A 20568-nucleotide genomic window follows, 5' to 3' on the forward strand; every position below is an offset into this window, starting at 1 on the left:
CCATATTCGTTAACCTATAGAGGTTAGGCTGTAGAGGTGAATTCATGCGATTGAAACGAATTTTAGTGAGCTTTATAGCGCTGTTTGTTTTTATCTCTACTGCAGCGGGACATTGGTACTGGCACCACAGCCTAGAGACCATGCAATTACAGCATCAAAACTGGCTCAATCGCTTCGTCGAGACCATAGATAGTAAGCTCGACAAATACCGTCATATTCCACAACTTTTGTCTCAAGACAAAGAGTTAGTCGATGCATTGCAAGCGCCCAATAACTCGGCGCAAATAGAGGTGACCAACCGTTATCTGCAGCAAGCAAACAAAATCATTCTTGCCTCCGACACATACCTGTTAGACCGCTACGGTAATACTATCGCTTCCAGTAACTGGAATCTTCCCCATTCCTTTGTCGGCAAGAACTTTGCGTTTCGTCCTTACTTTCAATATGCCATAGAAGGCCAACGGAGCGCCTACTTTGCGCTCGGTTCTACCTCAGGACAGAGAGGGTACTATTACTCGTTTCCGGTGACTTACGCCGCTGAGCATATCGGCGTGGTCGTGGTGAAAATGGATCTCTCTTCCATTGAACGAAGCTGGCAGAGTGACACCAGCATTTATGTGGCCACCGATAGCAATCACATTGTGTTTATGTCGAGCGACTCCGATTGGCTGTTTAACAGCCTAACAGATATCGATTCAAACACCCTCACCACAGTGCGCGACTCCAGGCAGTATCTGCAAACCCATATCAAAAGCCTTGGCTTTCAGGGCGATCTGTTGGCAAGCACCACCATGCTCACCAACCCCAAAGGGAACCTTTTTACCCGACATTATCTTGCCACACAGCGTGAGTCAGGCATTCCTAATTTAATACTGCGCGTACTCACGCCGCTGTCGGCACTTTATGTCGACCTGTTTGGTTTTATCAGTGTATTGGCTTTGGTGTTTATTTCACTCTACTTGTTTGTCGCCCTTACCGAAAATCGCCGCTATCGCCATAGACAAATAGAGCAATTGCAAGCAGAAGCGAAACAAAAACTAGAGTTTCAAGTGATGGAGCGAACAGCGAAGCTGCACGTAGAGATTGATGAGCGAGTCAAAACCGAAAAAGCGCTCCGACAAGCTCAAGACGAGTTGATTCAAGCAGCAAAGCTCGCCGTGCTAGGTCAGATGTCGGCGAGCATTAGCCATGAGCTTAACAATCCACTCGCAGCTATCCGCAGCTTTGCTGAGAATGGTCAACGTTTTATCGACAAACACAAAGTCGATCGAGCCAAAGATAACCTTAATCGCATTGTTGCCCTTACCGAACGAATGGCAAAGATCAGTCAGCAGCTCAAATCCTTTGCCAGACGCAGTGATGCCAACGAACTCAGTGAGGTGAAATTAGCACCCGTAGTGTTTTCGACCATAGAACTTATCCAGCCGCAGCTTAAGAGCCATCAGGTCAAGCTGAATTGTCTCGTTGACCAACAAGACATCCTAGTCGTCATCAACCCAATTCAACTTGAGCAAGTGCTGATTAACCTCATGACCAACGCCATGCAAGCGATGGAAAGCAGCCCCGAAAAGCAGTTAAATCTGACTATAGAGCCCACAGATTCGGCCGTCATGATACATGTGGACGATTCTGGTCCAGGACTAGCTGATTACTCTTCGCCAACACTATTTGAGCCTTTTTACACCACCAAGGAAAACGGCTTAGGGCTAGGGCTTTCCATTTCTCAGCAAATTATTCATAACCTAGATGGACACATCCATGTCAGCGAGTCCGCACTCGGTGGCGCGCGCTTTAGTGTCGAGTTGCCTATTTCACGACCTGCCCACCCCTCCAAAAGGAAGCCTTTATGAGCCAAGTGTTTTTAATCGATGATGAATCTGATATTCGAATCGCCTTGGAACAAAGCTTCGAGCTTTCCGATATCGACGCAAGGTGTTTTGCCAGTGTTGAGGACGCCCTACTCGCTCTCAAGCAAGAAACGCCGCTGGCCATTATTTCCGATATTCGCCTACCAGGCTTGTCAGGTCTAGACCTACTCAACACCGTTAGCCACCATTACGCTGGTATTCCTGTGATCTTGATTACTGGGCATGGCGATATTTCCATGGCGGTTCAAGCGATCCAGGATGGTGCTTATGATTTCATTGAAAAGCCATTTTCCGCTGAGCGCTTGATTGAGATTACCCAGCGAGCAATTGAAAAACGGCACCTAACCTTAGAGAACGAACAGCTAAAACGTTCTCTAAAGGCAAGTCAAACATTAGGTCCTAGGATCATTGGCGACACCCCTGTCATTCAAACTCTGCGTGAGACGATTGGGATGATTGCCGATACTGATGCCGATATTCTGCTGTTTGGTGAAACGGGAACAGGTAAAGAGCTGGTCGCCCGCTCGCTGCACGAGCAAAGCCGTCGGCGCGATGCTAACTTTGTCGCCGTCAACTGCGGGGCAGTGCCTGAAAACTTAATTGAAAGCGAACTGTACGGTCATGAGAAAGGCGCATTTACAGGTGCAGAGAATACTCGGATTGGTAAGTTTGAACATGCCCAAGGGGGCACTCTGTTTCTTGATGAAATTGAGTCAATGCCAATGCAGGCACAAATTCGCTTACTGCGTGTACTGCAAGAGCGTGCGATCGAGCGCGTAGGCTCCAATACCCTTATCCCTTTAAATATTCGCGTCATCGCAGCAACCAAAGCCGATCTCAACCAAGCCTCATTGGCGGGTGATTTTCGCCAAGATCTCTATTACCGCCTCAATATCGTCACGCTTGACCTCCCCCGCTTCGAGAGCGAAAAGATGATATCGCAGCGCTTTTTCACCACTTTCAACTGGTCGCAGCATCGCGATATGGCAAAACCGCCAACGCCCTCTCCGCGGCAGAACTCAGTCAATTGATTAGCATGATTGGCTGGCAATGTCAGAGAGCTGAGAAACTGTGCCGAGCGTTTTGTCCTGCTTGGTAAAATCCAAGCCGGTCATGCCCAAAATGATGACCAAGAGAGAGGCCAAAGCCTCGCTGATCAAGTAGGATTGTTTGAAAAGAGTGTCATTGAGCAGGCTCTGGTCGAAACCCATGGCAGCATCAAGCAAACCATGGAAAAGCTCAATGTCCCGAGAAAAACATTGTACGATAAAATGCAGAAATATCAGCTTATTAAGGAATCCTACAAAAGCGACAGCTAAAATAAGGTAGAACTGTGATGCATCTCTCCTATAATTGAAAGTGTAGCCAAGGAGTTGCATACAATATTATTAATAAGGAGTCGTTATGGGGGAAAAAACCAAAATGCCCTTCATTTCTGACACAGTTGAGATAGATGGCATTTTTTACGTTGAACAACGTGTCGCTACTGGGGAAAGACGCAAGGTAAAGTCAAAACGTGTTCTGTATGAAAGACGTTTTCAATCCGATCCGCGCGAGAATTACGGTAAGCATATTGATGAGGAGGTCTAACGACCTCCTTTTGCTTTTTAGGGCTATCTTACTTGGTAATAATTTCCGGCCCCATCAAGGTCGTTGGTAACCAAGTTGATACCCAAGGCACGTAAGTCACAATGATCAGGAACAAGAACATCACAGCCACCCACGGCAGTGCGGCTTTTACAACTCCCATCATCGACATCTTTGCCACGCCCGCCGTCACAAACAAATTGAGCCCCACCGGCGGCGTTATCATGCCAATTTCCATGTTCACCACCATCATAATCCCTAAGTGAATAGGATCGATACCAAGCGCGATCGCAATTGGGAATACTAGAGGTGCCACAATAATCAGCAGACCTGACGGCTCCATAAACTGCCCACCAATAAGCAGCAGTACGTTCACCACAATCAGGAAGGTAATAGGCCCTAAACCTGCTGATAGCATAGATTCGGTGATCATCTGCGGGATGCGTTCTTCTGTCAGTACGTGCTTGAGAATCAGTGCGTTAGCAATGATAAACAGCAGCATAATGGTGAGCTTACCCGCTTCAAAAAGCGTGTGCTTGGTGTCTTTGTGCACAAAGGTCTCAAGCACTTTAATCAGCACCGGCTTAGTGTTTTCTTTGTCCGCAAACGGCCCCATATCTTTGTAGATAAAATTGGCAATCAAGAATGAGTAGACCGCCGCTACGGCCGCCGCTTCCGTTGGCGTGAATACCCCGCCGTAGATACCTCCAAGGATTATGACCACCAGCAGTAAGCCCCAGCTCGCTTCACGGGCAGAATCAAACACCTCTTTCCATCCCACAAATGGCTGCTTAGGAAGCCCTTTTACTTTTGCAGCAATGTAGATAGCGATCATCAGCATTAGACCTGCTAACAGCCCAGGAATAACGCCACCAAGGAACATGCGACCTACCGACACATCGGTCGCAGCCGCATAGACCACCATAACAATGGATGGAGGAATAAGAATCCCTAAAGTACCCGCGTTACAGATAACCCCTGCAGCGAACTCCTTGGTGTAACCGTTTTTGATCATACCTGCGATGACGATACTACCGATGGCGACAACCGTCGCCGGTGACGAGCCAGACAGAGCCGCGAACATCATACACGCCACCACAGATGCCATCGCTAGTCCACCGCGGAACCAACCCACCATCGCAATCGCAAAGCGGATAATTCGTTTCGCTACACCGCCCGTCGACATAAAGCTTGATGCCAAAATAAAGAAGGGAATCGCCAGTAGCGTGTAGTGACCGGCAAACGCATTGAACAGGGTTTGCGCCACCGACGCTAATGATGCGTCGGAATGCATCAATAGAAAAAGAATACTCGATAGGCCAAGTGATACCGCGATCGGCACCCCGATAAGCATAAAGCCTATCACCATCAAAAAGAGTAATAGAATGTCCATGCTTACTTATCCTTGTCCTTGACGTTATCAAACGCGTTATCTTGCATTTCAGCTTTTAGCGCTTCCAAATCCTCTTCTGCTTCATGACCCGCGATTAAGCATCCAGCTTTCCGCTGAAGATTTGAAAAGCCGCCTGAGCAAATCGAAAAGTCAGCAATGCCATACCAATAGGCAGTGCCATATAAGGGATAAATCGCGGCATTTTTTCATAGCGCTCACCTTCATTGAGCCAATCTGATAAAAACTGCAGCATTTCAGGCATTGGAATATCATCGGTCTCATACCAAGCTCTCTCGGTGACAAACGGATACCAGTAGTTCCATGAACCGATGAGAAGTAGGACAGAGAATGTTAGACAAGCTAAAACTGACAAGATGGCAAACAGCTTACGGTGCTTTTCCGACACCATGTTGATCACCACATCCACACCGATATGAAAGTGTTTCTTCACACCATAAGACGCGCCAACCAGCACCATCCAGGCGAACATAAAGACGGTCAGTTCAAGCGCCCACAAAATGTTGTCATTAAACACATAACGAGAAATAACATTGGCAAAGGTCAACAGCGTCATCGCTCCCAGAAAGAACGCAATCAGCGTTTCTTCAAAGGCATCGGTGACTCTACCAATACGAGAAATAAGAGACTGTTCCATGTGATACATCGCTTTTTGTAATAATTGGGACAGGAGATGGCCTCACATCCGGCGAGGCCATGTACGACTTAATAGTTATTGTTGGTTAGACGCGAGCGCTGCTTCGATAAGATCAGAGCCGATGTCTTTCTCAAACTTCTGCCATACCGGTTGAAGCGCTTCTACCCACTGCTGACGTTGCTCTGGCGTCAGAGTACGCACCACACCGCCCGACTCAACAATGTTGTTCTTGTTGGCTAGGTTTACCTTGGTCGATTCAGCGTTACGGGTTTCAGTGACTTCTTTTAGAATTTGTGCAAACTGGTTACGCGTATCTTCTGGCATGCCATCCCAAAACTCGCGAGAAGTCACGACCAAGTAGTCAAGAATGCCGTGATTGGTTTCAGTCACACCGTCCTGTACTTCGAAGAATTTCTTACCGTAGATGTTTGACCAAGTATTTTCCTGACCATCGATAACCTTAGTTTGTAGGCCGCCATACACTTCTTTAAACGACATTTTCTGAGGGTTAGCACCAAGCTGCTCAAACTGCGCAACCAGAACGTCTGACGCTTGTACACGGAACTTCAGGTCTTTCGCATCACCAGGTACCAAAAGCGGCTTGTTCGCCGACATTTGCTTCATGCCGTTATGCCAAAACGCAAGACCTTGCAGACCACGACGCTTCATCGCATTTTTCAGTTTTTCACCTGACTCGGAGTTTTGGAAGCGATCGACGGCTTCCACGTTTTCAAACAAGAATGGCAAATCAAAGATGCGGTATTTCTTGGTAAACTTCTCGAATTTAGAAAGTGAAGGAGCGGCAAGTTGAACATCGCCGTTCAAAAGGGCTTCGAGAACTTTGTTGTCATCGTACAGTGTCGAGTTAGGGAATACCTGCATACACGCTTTACCGTTCATCTCAGTATTCACACGCTCTTCAAGCAGTGACGCAGCGATACCTTTCGGGTGCTTGTCGGTATTCGTTACGTGACTGAACTTAATGACAATTTCACCCGGGTCACAGTTGGCAGCGGCATTGAAGCTCATAACAGCAAGAACAGAGGCAGACAGTAGGGATAGAGGCTTTAACATTATTATTCTCCTTTGGATTGATGCAGTCCCGTCTATGGGTACTGATGGGCTTATAAGGAGCAATAAGGGTGCCAAGGTTGGATAGTTGTTGTTTTTCAGATAGATAGATCAAGTTCAACTAAGATTGAGTGATTCTGGGGCTGGGGAATGGGTGGAAAGTGACACATTGGGTGATGGGGATTGGTGGGAAATGACCGAAAAAAGAAGAGCACCCCTCTAGCTCCCCCTTATTAAGGGGGAGAACTACTGCTCGTTGCTATCGCAACATTGCCGGATTAATAAGGCGATGCGATAGCGAGCCCGCAGCTCCTCCCCTTTAAGCGGGGCGCGTAGCCGGGAGGCTGGGAGGGGTGCTCTTCTTGCTTTTAACTGACTTAAATTAAAAGCAAAGAGCCCCCACAACCCTACACAACCAACCTCTCCTCAGTCACAGCATCAAAAAACACCGCCTTAGACATATCAAAGTACAGCGGAGCCACCTGCCCCACACTGGCATCAAACTCAGGAGACAAGCGACACGCAACCTCTTGGTCGTTTACCTTAACCATAGCGATGACATCAGGCCCCGTTGGTTCAAGCACTTCCAATTTAAGGCTGACTTGAGTCGCAACGACTGTCTCGTCTTCAAGCTTTTCTGTGATGTGTTCAGGACGCAGGCCAATCACGATCTCATTGCCGTCTTGTGGACGCAGTGATTCTGGTAGTGCGACTACGTGCTGCTCATTGTCACCAGAGACCACACGGATGATTGGCTTGTCGTTCTCGTCGAGATCAACGCGTGTTTTAATGAAGTTCATCGACGGAGAACCCATAAAGCCTGCAACGAACATGTTGTTTGGCTCGTTATAGATCTCTTTCGGCGTACCCAATTGCTGCAACTCACCGTCTTTCATAACGGCGATGCGATCCGCGAGCGTCATCGCTTCGATTTGGTCATGCGTTACATACACAATCGTGGTGTTGAGCTGCTGATGGAGACGTTTGATCTGATGACGCATCTCGACACGCAATTTCGCATCTAGGTTAGACAGCGGCTCATCAAACAGGTAGAGCTTAGGACGGCGTGCGAGCGCCCGACCCATCGCTACCCTTTGTCTCTGGCCACCGGAAAGCTGCGACGGCTTACGATCAAGAAGATGGTCGATTTGCAGCATCTCGGCAACGCGATTGACTTCGGCATCAATTTGCTCTTGGGGCATCTTGCGAATTTTTAGACCAAAGGCGATATTGCCATGCACCGTCATATTTGGGTAAAGAGCATAAGATTGAAACACCATGCGATATCGCGATCTTTTGGCTGCACCTGAGCGACATCACGACCATCAATCACGATTTCACCTGCGCTAATATCCTCAAGACCCGCAATGGTGTTCATCAGAGTCGATTTGCCGCAGCCCGATGGCCCAACAAGGATCAGGAACTCACCGGAGTCGATACTGATATCGATACCTTTCAGGGTTTCGTTGTCCGCATTGCGATAGGTTTTGCGGATCTGTTTAAGTTCTAATGTTGCCATGTTGATTATCCTTTACTGAACCCGCAGTGAGACCGCGAACAAAATACTTCCCTGCCAGTACGTAGACCACCAGCGTTGGCAACGCAGCGATGATCGCAGCAGCCATATCAACGTTGTACTCTTTGACGCCAGTACTCGTGTTGACCAAGTTGTTGAGCGCGACCGTGATGGGTTGCGTCTCAGAGCCCGAATAAACGACCCCGAATAAGAAGTCATTCCAAATTGAGGTGAACTGCCAGATTACTGTCACCATGATGATAGGTGTTGAGAGTGGCAGCAGGATTTTGAAGAAGATGGTGAAGAAGCCTGCGCCATCCAGTTTGGCCGCTTTGACAAGCTCATCCGGCACTGCAATGTAAAAGTTACGGAAGAACAGTGTGGTAAACGCCATACCATAGATAACGTGTACCGCGACCAAACCCGCCGTTGTGTTCGCCAGACCTAGTTTGCCAAGTAGCGCTGCCATTGGTAGCAGGATGACTTGAAATGGAATAAAGCATCCGAACAGTAGCAAGCTGAAAAACAGATCTGAGCCTCGGAACTTCCACTTGGTGATCACGTAACCGTTGAACGCACCCAACAAGGTAGAAATGGCTACTGCCGGAATGACCATTTGGAATGAGTTCCAGAAATAGCTCTTCACCCCGTCACATTTCACGCCAGTACAGGCGCTGTTCCATGCTTTGCTCCATGCATCCAATACCCACTCTGTTGGTAGCGACATCAGGTTACCCGCTTTAATGTCAGGCAGCGTCTTAAATGACGTGATAATCATGACAAACAGTGGCATCAGGTATACCAAGCAGAAGAAAGTCAACGCCGAGTAGATAAAAAGTCTTGAGAGATTCATCGACGTATTCATGATTTCTTCTCCCTAAGTTCTGAGTACAAATACGGAACCAAAATCGCCAATATCCCTGCGAGCATCATCATGGCGCTCGCTGCGCCGAGACCAACCTGCCCACGAGTAAATGAGTGTGCGTACATAAAGAGCGCCGGTAAGTCAGAGGAGTAACCAGGACCACCTGCGGTCATCGCTGTCACCAAGTCGAAACTCTTGATCGCGATGTGGGACGTAATGATAACGGCGCTAAAGAATACCGGGCGCAAACAAGGCAGAATGATTTTCCAATAGATGGTTGGTAAGTTTGCGCCATCGATTTGCGCCGCTTTAATGATTGACGAATCAATCCCGCGAAGCCCGGCCAAAAACATCGCCATCACAAAGCCGGATGATTGCCAAACCGCCGCTATCACGAGCGTGTAAACCGCCATATCGGAGTTAACCAGCCAATCAAACTTAAAGTTTTCGAATCCCCAGTCATGCATGAGTTTCTCGATACCGAGACCTGGGTTTAAGATCCATTTCCACGCTGTACCTGTGACAATGAAAGAGAGTGCCATCGGGTAGAGGTAGATAGTACGAATTGCGCCTTCTTGACGGATATTTTGGTCAAGCAATATGGCGAGTCCAACACCGAGCACAATCGCTATCAGCATGAACAACACGCCAAAGATACCGAGATTGGTGATGGAAGTGATCCAACGGTCGTTTTCCATCAGCTTCTCATACTGAGCAAAGCCGACAAAGTTGAACGAAGGGAGAAAACGCGAGTTGGTTAATGAGAGTGCCGCGGTCCAAAAGATGAACCCGTAAATACACACTAGGGTAACGAGCATGGTGGGTGCCATGACTATTTTCGGTAGCCAATGTTGAAGGCGATCTACCAAGCTGAGTTTTGGCGCGGACTGCTTATTTGAGTCTTGTGCATTCAAAGCCTGCTCCATAACTTTTCCTTACTGATAACTGCTTTCGGAATTGAGCAAGCGCTAAAGGTGCAAGGCACCACTCTCTCCCCAATTCAAGGGAGAGAGTCAGCTTTAACGCTTAGTTTAGGAGGAAGTGACTAGATAGCCGCTTTAACTGCTTTCGCTAGCTTCTGTGCTGCTTCTTTTGGATCCGCTTTTGGATCGTTAAAGAAGTTTGTGACTACGTCGTAGATAGCACCTTGAGCGTAACTGGTTGTCGACATACCGTGTGCCATACTCGGTACAAGATCACCGGTTTTCGCCGTTGCTTTGAAGCTTGCCATTGAGTCCAGAGCACATTGGTCAAACGCGCTCATGTCCATATCGGTACGAACTGGGATGGAACCCTTGTTGAGGTTGAACACTTCTTGGAACTTCTTATCCAAGATAGTGGCTGCTAACGCTTTTTGCGCCGCTACGTTACTTTCATCTTTGATTTCAAAGAACGCGAAGCTATCGACGTTGTGCGTGAACTGGCCATCTGTACCTGGCGCTGGAGCACAGATATAGTCTTTGCCCGGTACCTTACCCGCGGCAGTGAACTCACCTTTCGCCCAGTCACCCATGATCTGCATTGCCGCTTCACCATTGATAACCATTGAGGTAGCAACGTTCCAGTCACGACCAGGAGAGTTCGCATCGATGTAGTCATGCACTTTTTGGAACTTAGTGAACACTTCCACCATCTTGTCACCTGATAGTGTGTCCATATCTAGGTCGACGAATGCTTTACGATAGTCATCTGAACCTAGTACATCTAGAGCAACCGCTTCAAATACAGTCGCGTCTTGCCATGGCTGACCACCGTGTGCGAGAGGGATATAACCTGCTGCTTTGATTTTCTCTGCTGCTGCAAAGAAATCATCCAGCGTTTTCGGCACTTCAACACCGGCTTTTTTCAATACTTCCGGGTTAGCCCAAAGCCAGTTAACACGGTGCACGTTAACAGGTACTGCTACGTATTCGCCATTGAACTTCATGACGTCAGTCACCATGCTAGGAACACTTTGATCCCAACCGCCAGATTGTGCCACATCATCAAGATTCGTTAGGAAGCCCAAGCCGCCCCATTCCTGAATATCATGACCTTTAATTTGTGCCGCTGAAGGTGGGTTACCAGACACAGCGCGCGTTTTTAGTACCGTCATCGCACTTTCACCGCCACCGCCTGCTACAGCAAAGTCTTTCCAAGAGTGACCTTGCTCTTCTAGCATCGCTTTCAGTTCTTGTACGGATTTCGCCTCACCACCAGAGGTCCACCAGTGAAGGACTTCCACTTCACCTGCACTAGACAGCGAAGGTAGGGTGGCAGCAGCGAGGGATAGAGTCAGTAGGGTTTTATTCATTTTCATTGTTATCTTCCATGTATTGGATTAGACAAAGGGCTATTCTTGCCCCTGTTCGATACACAGTGTAGAAAAAACCCGCAATCCTCACTGCAACAAACTGTTAATCCAAAGTAACAAGAATGTTACACTGTGAAATCTATCACTAAGCTTCTAAATTAGGTGGAATATAGATCTTCACTTCCAAACCGCCTTGCTCAGAATTTTGCAGCACAAGGTCTCCGCCTAGGCCGTGTAAGATGCTGCGGCAGATCCCAAGACCTAAGCCGTGCCCATCTTTATCGTTGGCAAGACGAGTATAAGGCTCAAAAACCGCTTCCAATTGCGATTCTGGAATGCCGTTACCTTTGTCTAGAATTGTGACAACGATCCATGTTGGATTCTCTTCTATCGAGACAAATGCATGCTTACCGTACTTCACTGCATTGTCGATGAGGTTGGTCAGCACACGCTTTATCGCCAATGGTTTAAGTACCACTGGCTCCATTGGCAATGCCGTAAAGCTCACTTGTGTATGCACTTGGTTGTAAGTTTCCGAGACGTTTCTGATCATCTCATTGAGATCGATAAAGTCATTATTCTCATGCAAATCCGTATCATGTACACACTGCAATGCACCTTTAACCATCATCTCTAGATCATCGAGATCTTGGTTGAACTTGTCACGCTTAGCGTCATCGTCCAGTAATTCAGCACGCAGTCTCAGTCGGGTAATAGGCGTTTTTAAGTCATGAGAGATGGAAGAAAATAGATGTTCTCTATCAGAGACATACTTTCGAATCCGAGTTTGCATGCGATTGAATGCCCGCGTTGCGGTCACCAGCTCCGTCGCCCCTTCTTCTTTGAGTGGCGACTGATCAATGTCCATGCTCATTTCATTGGCGCTTTCGCCAAACGTTTTAGTGGTTTCACTTGTGCACGTACGAGCAAAAATGTCAGCAGTAACATCAGAGAGGTAAAAATAACCAAAAACACCAACTGGTCTTTAGAGAAAAACTGATCATCGAGCTGCATGTAAGGAGAAGGAAGCAAAGCAGCGATATAAATCCACTCCCCTTGTTTGAGCTTGAGCTGTACCACCAAAATCGGCGGATCGAGCGGTCCCAAGGTCAACGTATGGTGAGCCCACGACCTGGGTAAGTCATTAAGAAAGATATCGTTTTTAAGTAACCTGAGATTCTCAGCTTTTGAGAAATCCACTTTGACCGCTTCGATGGTCGGAAGCTTATCAATCAGTACCCTTTTCACCGACATCATCGCCGCTTCTTTTAGCGGCGTATCTGGAATGGGCTCAACCAACAGCTCTTCATGGTTGAAAGAAACAAAGAAGCGAGTGCCTCCCATGTTACGGATTTGATCTAGCACGATATGACGGTATTTAATCGGTAACTTTTGAAAAAAGGTCACAGTAGAAGCAAACATAGTCGCCATACTGGCTGACGTATCGCGAATACCAGAGAGTTCATCCTGCTTGGTTTTCTGATACCAAATGGTCGTCAGAACCCCCTGAGAGCAAAAAACCGCGAGTAAAGTCAGCAAAAGCGTTCGAGCGACCAAAGAATTCGGGCTCAATCGCCTAAACCAGCGAGTTCTAGACATGAATTATTGACCGTATTCGACAGGTACTGAAAGGATGTAACCATTGCCGCGCATGGTTTTAATGTAATGAGGAAACGCTTTACTGGTACCGAGACGATTACGGATACGGCTGAGTTGAACATCAATCCCTCGCTCATAAGGTAACGCTTCACGGCCACGTGTGGCAAAAGAGATGGTATCTCGGTCGAGAATTTCATTCGGGCGCGACAAAAACAGCATCAGCAACGCAAAATCACTGCCAGAAAGATCGTGGCTACGTCCATTGACTTTGTTCGTCATACGGTGAGCAATAGTGTCGAGATGCCAATCCCCAAAGTCTATGGTTCTTGGTGGCGTGTCATCATGCTTCTCTTCATGAATATGTGCGCGGCGTAGCAAGGCTTTAATGCGAGCATTAACTGTCTTGGGCTGAATGGCTTAGCGATGTAGTCATCGGCACCAATCTCAAGACCAATGATCTGATCGGTTTCATCGGATACTGCGGTCAGCATAATGATAGGCACTTGAGACTCGCGCCTCACTCGCTGACATAAAGTGAAACCATCATCACCAGGTAACATCACATCTAGTAAAATGAGATCCGGATACCCCTTGCTTTGATGAACAGCTCCATCTCAACGCCATCTTCCGCCCCTGACACTTGAAAGCCTGCTTTGGTCAGATACTCTTCAAGCAATAGACGGATTTCCTCATCATCATCCACAACTAAAATGTGCGTCTTAGCCTGCATTATGTTCCCTTAAGTCTGCACTGCGATCTCTACAGTGTAAGGGTTTTAGCGAGGAGTTATTATTGATTCGTTTATAAATTTTGCCACTTAGTTTTGCTCAAGTTCACAAAAATGACATGGAAGTGACCAATTTCAACGTTTACCCACCTTAAGAAGAGCAGCTAATCGCCATTCTCTTGCCCCACTCTGGCGGCAATTTTGCTAAATAGTCGTACCTAGGCTGTTCGTCATAAGGCGTTTTTAGGACCTCATCGAGTGTATGAACGAGAGAAAAATCCCCCTGTTCGGCTTTATCGATAGCCTGCTGAGCCAAGTAATTCCTCAGGATGTACTTGGGGTTTACTTTGCGCATCTGCTCACAGCGCTCAGGTGTTTTGAGCGCCTCTTTTTCACAGCGCAATAAGTACTCACTGAGCCATTTCTCGGCCTTGGTTCTATCTACAAACAAATTAATAAGCGAAGCGCTATCATGCTATCTAGGCAAGATAACGCTCTAAAGAAACGAGTGTAATCGACACCTTCCGACTCCATCAGCGCAAAGCTGTCATTAAAAAATGCGCTATCCTCTGGGTACTTTTCAACTAGGCCAAACTTAGCGCGCATATGGGCGCTGTATTGGCTTTGAAGTCTTGGCGTGAACTGCTCAAGTGCACGCTCTAGGTCTGCACGAACGATCAGAGGGGTAAGCGCCTGCGCTAAAGCGGTCAAATTCCACAGTGCAATAGACGGCTGATTATTGAACGCATAACGCCCTTGATAATCCGAGTGGTTGCAAATATAGCCTGGCTCATAGTCGTCCATAAATCCGAACGGCCCATAATCAAAGGTTTGCCCAAGTATCGACATGTTATCGGTGTTCATCACCCCATGGGCAAATCCTTTGGCTTGCCAATGGGCAATCATGTCGGCGGTTAATGCGATGATACGTTCGAACATCGCAAGATAAGGCTGCTTCGCTTGCTGGCATTGAGGGAAGTGCCACTCAATCACTTTATCTGCTAAATGCTGCAAGTGATCGTGCTGCTCGGTATAGAAAAAGTGCTCAAAATGGCCAAAACGAATATGAGTCTCAGCCAGACGAAGCAGCAAAGCACCTTGTTCCACCTTTTCTCGATACACTGGCGTATCAGTGACCATCATGCCAACGGCGCGTGTGTTGGAACGCCCAGCCCTGCCATGGCCTCGCTGCACAGATACTCGCGAATGGTTGCACGCAACACCGCGCGGCCATCTCCGGAGCGTGAGTAAGGTGTTTGCCCTGCCCCTTTTAAATGCAAATCGAATACGGTGCCAGAGTCCGAGGTGAGCTCCCCAAGCAGCAACCCTCTTCCATCACCTAAGTCTGGATTGTAGACGCCAAACTGATGTCCAGCGTACTTCATCGCTAACGGTTTAAATCGTTCCGTTGAGGAGGTGCCAGACAGAGTATTCAAAAGCTCGGTGGACTGATTGGCGTCATGGGGAAAGCCAAAACGTTCTGCAAGAGGCTGATTCCAACTCACCCATCTTGGATTGTCGAGCGGAGTCGGCAAAACATAGTGATAGAAGCCTGTGGGCAACGTCGTGTATCGGTGGGTAATCGCGATTCGATCTAACAGCGGCATATCGGTCTCATTACGAGATAACAAAGACAATTGATATGAGTATAGCGACTAGAGGGGTTTAAAAAAGAAACGAAAAGTGTGGGTATTGTGGGAGTGTTCGCCTAGAGGAACGCCCATTTGCGAAGATTGCTGTCTGCGGTCACTGCTGAATGCAGAAGATGCATCGAATCGAAGCGTTTGGGCTGTCCCCTAAGAAGGTTTGTTATTAGAGCATCGCAAGAATTGCGATCACTGTACCTAGAGAGAAAAGGCAAGTGCGGCTAATAACGCCAAGGTTGGTAGGTTGAATCATTTCTTGATGCATAGGCAATATCTCCTTTTTATTACACTATGATTACAATGTAGGCCGAAACGGGTATTTTTACAACATACGTCGCACAATTATTTGAAGTAAAATTACATTTTCATCCGAGTATTTATAGAAACTCAGACTCGTAATCACAAAGTATCTCTAATGGGCGAGATTAAAAACCTAGTATCACCTGTTACCCTACAGGTTAAACATCTACCCACACATCCGTAAGCCTCTCTATACTTAATTCTCTTCTAAATCAACGGAAGATGACTTAGGTTTATCATGGTAATAGTCTCCTGAAAAATCATTGATATATTCAGTGCCGCATTCGGTACACATGTACTTATGGCACCCTCGACTAGTCACATTCTTTTCGATAAAGTTTCGCTTTACCCTGCAAGTTACGGTATCCCGATGGCAATTTGGGCAATAACTTAAAAAACGCATTACTCTCTCCCTTAATTGGCAAACTAAATAGCACGCTAAACTCAAGCGGTGAAACCAAGTAAAATCGTGACACTAGTTCCACTTTCATCTAAGCATAGGAAACCGCAAAGCATCTCTCTAACCAACAATGTGACACCTGTATCATATTGATTAAATATCTACACTTTTCGTCAACCAGCGAAAAAAAAGAGGTAAGCGAACTCACTTACCTCTTTTAATCGAGCAAACTCTAACTATACATGCTGAATGTCAATCAAGCGCTCCAACTTTACCGCTGAGACCTTAAACTCAGGTATTTTGGCATGGGGATCGGTCGCCGTATTGGTGAGCTTATTGGCCGCCGATTCAGCAAAATGGAACGGAACAAACACCACGCCTTGCTGCATACGTTTGGTGACAAACGCTGGCGCAGAGATCTCGCCGCGTCGTGAGACCAACTTAACGGGCTCGCCGTTCGCGACGCCCATCGCCTCGGCATCTTCTACGCTTATCATGATTCGCGGCCCTGCAAGGTTGTCTAACCCTTTGGTTTTGCGCGTCATGGTTCCGGTGTGGAACTGCTCAAGTAAGCGTCCTGTGGTGAGTATCATTGGGAAGTCTTTATCCGGCAGCTCAGCTGCATACTCAAACGGAATTGCCGCCATTGCGCCTTTACCACGAATAAACTGGTCTTGGTGCATAATGCGAGTACCAAATGGCTTAACGTTGTTACACGGCCACTGCAATCCATTTTTACCCACCGACTGCCAGCGAATACCATGATATTGCGGCGTCACGTCTGCAATCTCTTCGGTGATATCCTGAACGGATTCATATTGCCAATCGCTACCCATCGCATTGGCGATAGATTGGATAATTTGCCAATCTTCACGCGCCTCGCCTGGGGCTTTTACAGCCGGTACCAAACGTTGTACTCGTCGCTCAGTATTAGTGAAGTGCCCTGCTTTTTCGGCAAAGGAATAGGACGGCAACACAACATCGGCTAACTGCGCGGTTTCGGTGAGGAAGATATCCTGCACTACCAAGAAGTCCAAAGATTTTAAGCCATGCACCGCATGCGCTTGATCTGGGTCGCTCAATACTGGGTTCTCGCCCATCACGTACAAAGCTTTGATGTCGCCATCGCAGGCACCGTCGATGATCTCTGTCAGTGTTTTACCGCGCTCGGTTGGCAAATTGTCACTGTTCCATGCTTTCGCAAACTTCGCTTGTACCTCTGGGTCGGTAACCTTTTGATAACCTGGGAAGTCGGTTGGCAGCGCCCCCATATCACAAGAGCCTTGTACGTTTGATTGACCGCGAAGCGGGTTAATACCGCCACCTTCAACGCCAACATTGCCACAAAGCATTTGCAAGTTAGCAATTGAGCGTACATTGTCATGACCCGTCGTGTGCTGGGTAATACCCATCGAATAGAACACCGACGTCACTTTCGCGGTACCAATCAGTTCGGCAACTCGCTCAATATCAAATGCCGCGACACCGGTAATGAGCGCTGCATTTTCTGGGCTGTAGTCCGATTTGCGGATCTCAGTGACAAACGACTCGTACCCCTCGGTGCGTTCATTGATAAACGCTTGATCGTGCCAGCCATTTTTGTCGATAACATGCATGATGGCATTGAGTAGCATCACATCTGTACCTGGACGATGACGCACATAGAGCTCAGCGTGGTCAGCCATATCGATGCGTTTCGGATCCGCGACAATAAGACGAGCGCCACCAGCAATCGCCTGTTTGATGTGTGACGCGATGATTGGGTGTGCTGCACTGGTATCAGAGCCGATAATAAAAATGACGTCGGAGTGCGCAATACTTGGAATGTCATTGGTCATTGCACCGCTACCGAATGAAGCTTCAAGACCAGTCACCGTCGATGAGTGGCAAAGCCTCGCACAGTGGTCAATGTTGTTGGTGCCTAGCTCTCGTCTAAACAGCTTTTGGAACGCAAAGTTATCTTCATTGGTGGTTTTCGCTGACGAGAACCCTGCTAGGCTGTCACTGCCGTACATCGATTTAATCTTGGTCAGTTTGTCCGCAACGTAACTGATGGTTTCATCCCAAGACGCTGGCACAAGCTCACCCGATTTGCGAATCAGAGGAATGGTTAATCGCTCGTCGCTGTGAATGAAATCAAAGCCAAATCGACCTTTCACGCACAGCATACCTTGGTTGACCGGTGATGTTGGGTCACCTTTGACATAACGAATTTTGTTGTTCGCTGCATCGACGTACATTTCAACGCGGCAGCCCACACCGCAATAGGTACAGATGGTTTTGACTGGCGTTAGCATCTCGATGCGGCTGTGGGATTTGTCTCGTTTATCCACCAGCGCCCCTGTTGGACACACCTGCACACAAGCACCACATTGAACACAGTTACTGTCGCCCATTGTGGCGCCATCTGGGAAGGCGGGTCTGTGGGCGGATTCCGAGAAGTTCAAAATGCCATGTACGGATTCGGTCTGACAGGCATGAACACACGAGCCACAACTAATACAGCGGTTCGCATCGAACACAATGAACTCACTGGATTTATCCACTGGGAACATCTTGCGCTCTTCGGTATCAATCTCTCGATAATCAACCTGATATTCACTGGCGTAATCGCGCAAATCACACTGAGTATTCGCCTGACAGCCACATTCTAAACAGCGAGCGGCCTCTGCGATTGCGTCCGAATCACTCATGCCCAGTTCTACTTCTTGATAGCTGGTTTGGCACAGTTCAACATCGAGATGAGTCGCTTTGGCTCTCGACTTGGCGCGCTCTTGTAAATATTCCGCTTGGCGAACTTCGGTCAATCGCTCTGCTTTGCGGCTATTAAACGGCGCAGGTTCTGGTTTAAAGTGTCCTTCGAGAATGTAGCGCTCAATGGCGTCGGCGGCTTTTTTACCATCGGCAATGGCTTCAATGGCGGTCGCAGGACCGCGTCTAAAATCACCAATGCTATAAACGTTGTAGCCATGGTGCATGGAATCACCATCGGCGGATGCGGTTCCCCAGTCCGTCATAGGCAGAGATTGGCGGGCCGTTTTTAGGAACTCCACATCCGGTTTCTGTGATAGTGCAGAGATAACGGTATCAAACTCCAGAGTTTGGGTTTCACCCGTTGAGACCGGACGACGACGCCTGAACTGTCGGGCTCGCCAAGTGCCATGATCTCAAGCTCAATGGCTTTGACCCTACCCTCTTCATCAGCTAGGTTGCTCTTCGGGTTAGTTAGGAATTTGAACTTCACGCCTTCAAGTTCAGCCGCTTCAATTTCATGCAGCTCAGCAGGCATTTCGTTGCGAGTACGACGATAGATAATTGTCGTATCAGCCCCTCACGGATGGCGGTGCGCGCACAGTCTATCGCCGTATTACCGCCGCCAATAACAGCGACTTTGCGCCCCATAGTAAAGCGCTTGTCGGTCATGTGATCTTTAAGGTAATCAACCCCAAGAATACAACCTTCTAAATCGGATCCCGGATAAGGCATGTTCACTGCTTTGGTTGCGCCAACGGCAAGGCAAACCGCTTCATAATTGGCAGTCAGATCATCGAGAGTTATGTCTTTACCAAGCACAGTGTTGGTTCGAATTTGCATCCCACCACGACACATCAGCTCAATTTCTTTATCTAGGATATCTTTCGGCAGACGGTATTCTGGGATGCCGTAACGCAGCCAACCGCCAGCTTGGGGCATCGACTCAAACACATCAACAGCGAACCCTTGGTAACTGAGGTAGTAACCACAAGCTAAACCACCAGGACCGGCACCAACAATGGCGACTCGATGGCCATTGTAAGGCAGCTTTGGTGGCTCGAACTGTTCGGCAAGGGATAAGTCAATATCCGCGGCATGACGCTTAAGCTGACGAATGGCCAGCGGCTCATCAACTAAGCTGCGGCGACATTCGTGCTCACAAAACGCCGGGCAGACTCGGCCTATGGAGATAGGCATCGGCAGCGTGTCTTTGATGACTTTCACTGCTTGATGATGATCGGCCTCAGCGATGTGGTACAGGTAGGTTTGAATATCGACATTCGCCGGACAAGCGACTTTGCACGGCGCTTCACAATCGGCATTGTGGTCGGCGAATATCTTATTGAGCGCTTGACGGCGCAATGTGTTGAGTTGAGTGGATTCGGTGACGATGGTCATCCCATCTTGCACTTGGGTCTCACAGGCTTTGACCACCCCTTGGCCGACCACTTCCACCACACACATGTCGCAGGATTGTTTCTCGGCGTGCTTACTGATTGAGCACAGTGACGGAACATCCACTTTGATATCTTTGGCCACATCAAGAATGCTCTTGCTGTCACGCAGTAGGTACGACTGACCATTGATAATTACATTCATAGAGCTATCTCTTTTTAGACAGATGATTATTAGCCACTGTGAATGCCGAGTGGCATCAAGACGGATCGCTCCCAGAATCAACATCAATAAGTTCACTCGACACATTTGGCGAAAAAATCAATAAAGATGCAGCAGGTACAGTAAATCGTCAGCAACCAAGCTGATTGTGATCGTCGTCACAGTGGTAGAACAAATCTAAAATGAGAATTTTTTTCGCTCTCAGGGGGTCCACCACAAAGGGGGATTTACAAATAGGAGCATAACTGCCTCTAGTATAACCACACACTTTTAAAGG

At 47.9% G+C, this 20568-nt stretch carries 7 protein-coding genes and 7 pseudogenes; 3 read left to right on the forward strand and 11 right to left on the reverse strand.

What is annotated here, in order from left to right; genetic code table 11:
- The first annotated feature begins 44 nt into the window (after positions 1-44).
- From TZ48_RS09140 to TZ48_RS09150, 3 genes and pseudogenes are all read left to right on the forward strand, one after another.
- A complete protein-coding gene (locus tag TZ48_RS09140) occupies positions 45-1850 on the forward strand; it encodes a sensor histidine kinase (RefSeq protein ID WP_112478936.1) in 1806 nt (601 codons plus the stop codon).
- Positions 1847-3187, forward strand: a pseudogene (locus TZ48_RS09145) (sigma-54-dependent transcriptional regulator). The gene TZ48_RS09140 and the pseudogene TZ48_RS09145 overlap by 4 nt, the downstream one beginning before the upstream one ends.
- Positions 3188-3272: 85 nt before the next feature.
- Complete coding sequence (locus TZ48_RS09150) at positions 3273-3458, forward strand: hypothetical protein (RefSeq protein ID WP_112478937.1); 186 nt, start codon at positions 3273-3275, stop codon at positions 3456-3458.
- A 28-nt stretch (positions 3459-3486) separates the two neighbouring features.
- Here the strand turns inward: TZ48_RS09150 and TZ48_RS09155 are convergent, their stop codons facing one another.
- The 11 genes and pseudogenes from TZ48_RS09155 to fdhF all read right to left on the reverse strand — a co-directional run bounded on the left by TZ48_RS09155 (position 3487) and on the right by fdhF (position 20273).
- Positions 3487-4848: a TRAP transporter large permease gene (locus TZ48_RS09155; RefSeq protein ID WP_112478938.1), complete on the reverse strand. Its 1362-nt coding sequence runs from the start codon at positions 4846-4848 to the stop codon at positions 3487-3489.
- A 2-nt stretch (positions 4849-4850) separates the two neighbouring features.
- Positions 4851-5503, reverse strand: a pseudogene (locus TZ48_RS09160) (TRAP transporter small permease).
- Between the two features lie 75 nt (positions 5504-5578).
- On the reverse strand, positions 5579-6577 hold the full coding sequence (locus TZ48_RS09165) for a TRAP transporter substrate-binding protein (RefSeq protein ID WP_112478939.1): 999 nt from the start codon (positions 6575-6577) through the stop codon (positions 5579-5581).
- 404 nt (positions 6578-6981) lie between these two features.
- Positions 6982-8093: pseudogene (locus TZ48_RS09170) on the reverse strand (ABC transporter ATP-binding protein).
- A complete protein-coding gene (locus tag TZ48_RS09175; RefSeq protein WP_112478940.1) occupies positions 8074-8955 on the reverse strand; it encodes a carbohydrate ABC transporter permease in 882 nt (293 codons plus the stop codon). The pseudogene TZ48_RS09170 and the gene TZ48_RS09175 overlap by 20 nt, the downstream one beginning before the upstream one ends.
- The gene (locus TZ48_RS09180) at positions 8952-9881 is read right to left on the reverse strand and encodes a carbohydrate ABC transporter permease (RefSeq protein WP_112478941.1); all 930 of its coding nucleotides are present in this window, start codon (positions 9879-9881) and stop codon (positions 8952-8954) included. The genes TZ48_RS09175 and TZ48_RS09180 overlap by 4 nt, the downstream gene beginning before the upstream one ends.
- Positions 9882-10000: 119 nt before the next feature.
- On the reverse strand, positions 10001-11254 hold the full coding sequence (locus tag TZ48_RS09185; RefSeq protein ID WP_112478942.1) for an ABC transporter substrate-binding protein: 1254 nt from the start codon (positions 11252-11254) through the stop codon (positions 10001-10003).
- Between the two features lie 139 nt (positions 11255-11393).
- Positions 11394-12847, reverse strand: a pseudogene (locus TZ48_RS09190) (ATP-binding protein).
- Between the two features lie 3 nt (positions 12848-12850).
- A pseudogene (locus TZ48_RS09195) lies at positions 12851-13577 on the reverse strand (response regulator).
- Positions 13578-13725: 148 nt separating this feature from the next.
- Positions 13726-15181: pseudogene (locus TZ48_RS09200) on the reverse strand (protein adenylyltransferase SelO).
- 975 nt (positions 15182-16156) lie between these two features.
- A pseudogene (gene fdhF / locus TZ48_RS09205) lies at positions 16157-20273 on the reverse strand (formate dehydrogenase subunit alpha).
- Positions 20274-20568: the final 295 nt, after the last annotated feature.

Origin of the sequence: Vibrio variabilis, assembly GCF_003263785.1 — a bacterium.
Taxonomy (GTDB): domain Bacteria; phylum Pseudomonadota; class Gammaproteobacteria; order Enterobacterales; family Vibrionaceae; genus Vibrio; species Vibrio variabilis.

Coding starts and splice junctions, on each gene's coding strand:
- TZ48_RS09155 (WP_112478938.1), bottom strand. CDS start 4,848: ATGGACATTCTATTACTCTTTTTGATGGTGATAGGCTTTATGCTTATC.
- TZ48_RS09150 (WP_112478937.1), top strand. CDS start 3,273: ATGGGGGAAAAAACCAAAATGCCCTTCATTTCTGACACAGTTGAGATA.
- TZ48_RS09140 (WP_112478936.1), top strand. CDS start 45: ATGCGATTGAAACGAATTTTAGTGAGCTTTATAGCGCTGTTTGTTTTT.
- TZ48_RS09180 (WP_112478941.1), bottom strand. CDS start 9,881: ATGGAGCAGGCTTTGAATGCACAAGACTCAAATAAGCAGTCCGCGCCA.
- TZ48_RS09175 (WP_112478940.1), bottom strand. CDS start 8,955: ATGAATACGTCGATGAATCTCTCAAGACTTTTTATCTACTCGGCGTTG.
- TZ48_RS09165 (WP_112478939.1), bottom strand. CDS start 6,577: ATGTTAAAGCCTCTATCCCTACTGTCTGCCTCTGTTCTTGCTGTTATG.
- TZ48_RS09185 (WP_112478942.1), bottom strand. CDS start 11,254: ATGAAAATGAATAAAACCCTACTGACTCTATCCCTCGCTGCTGCCACC.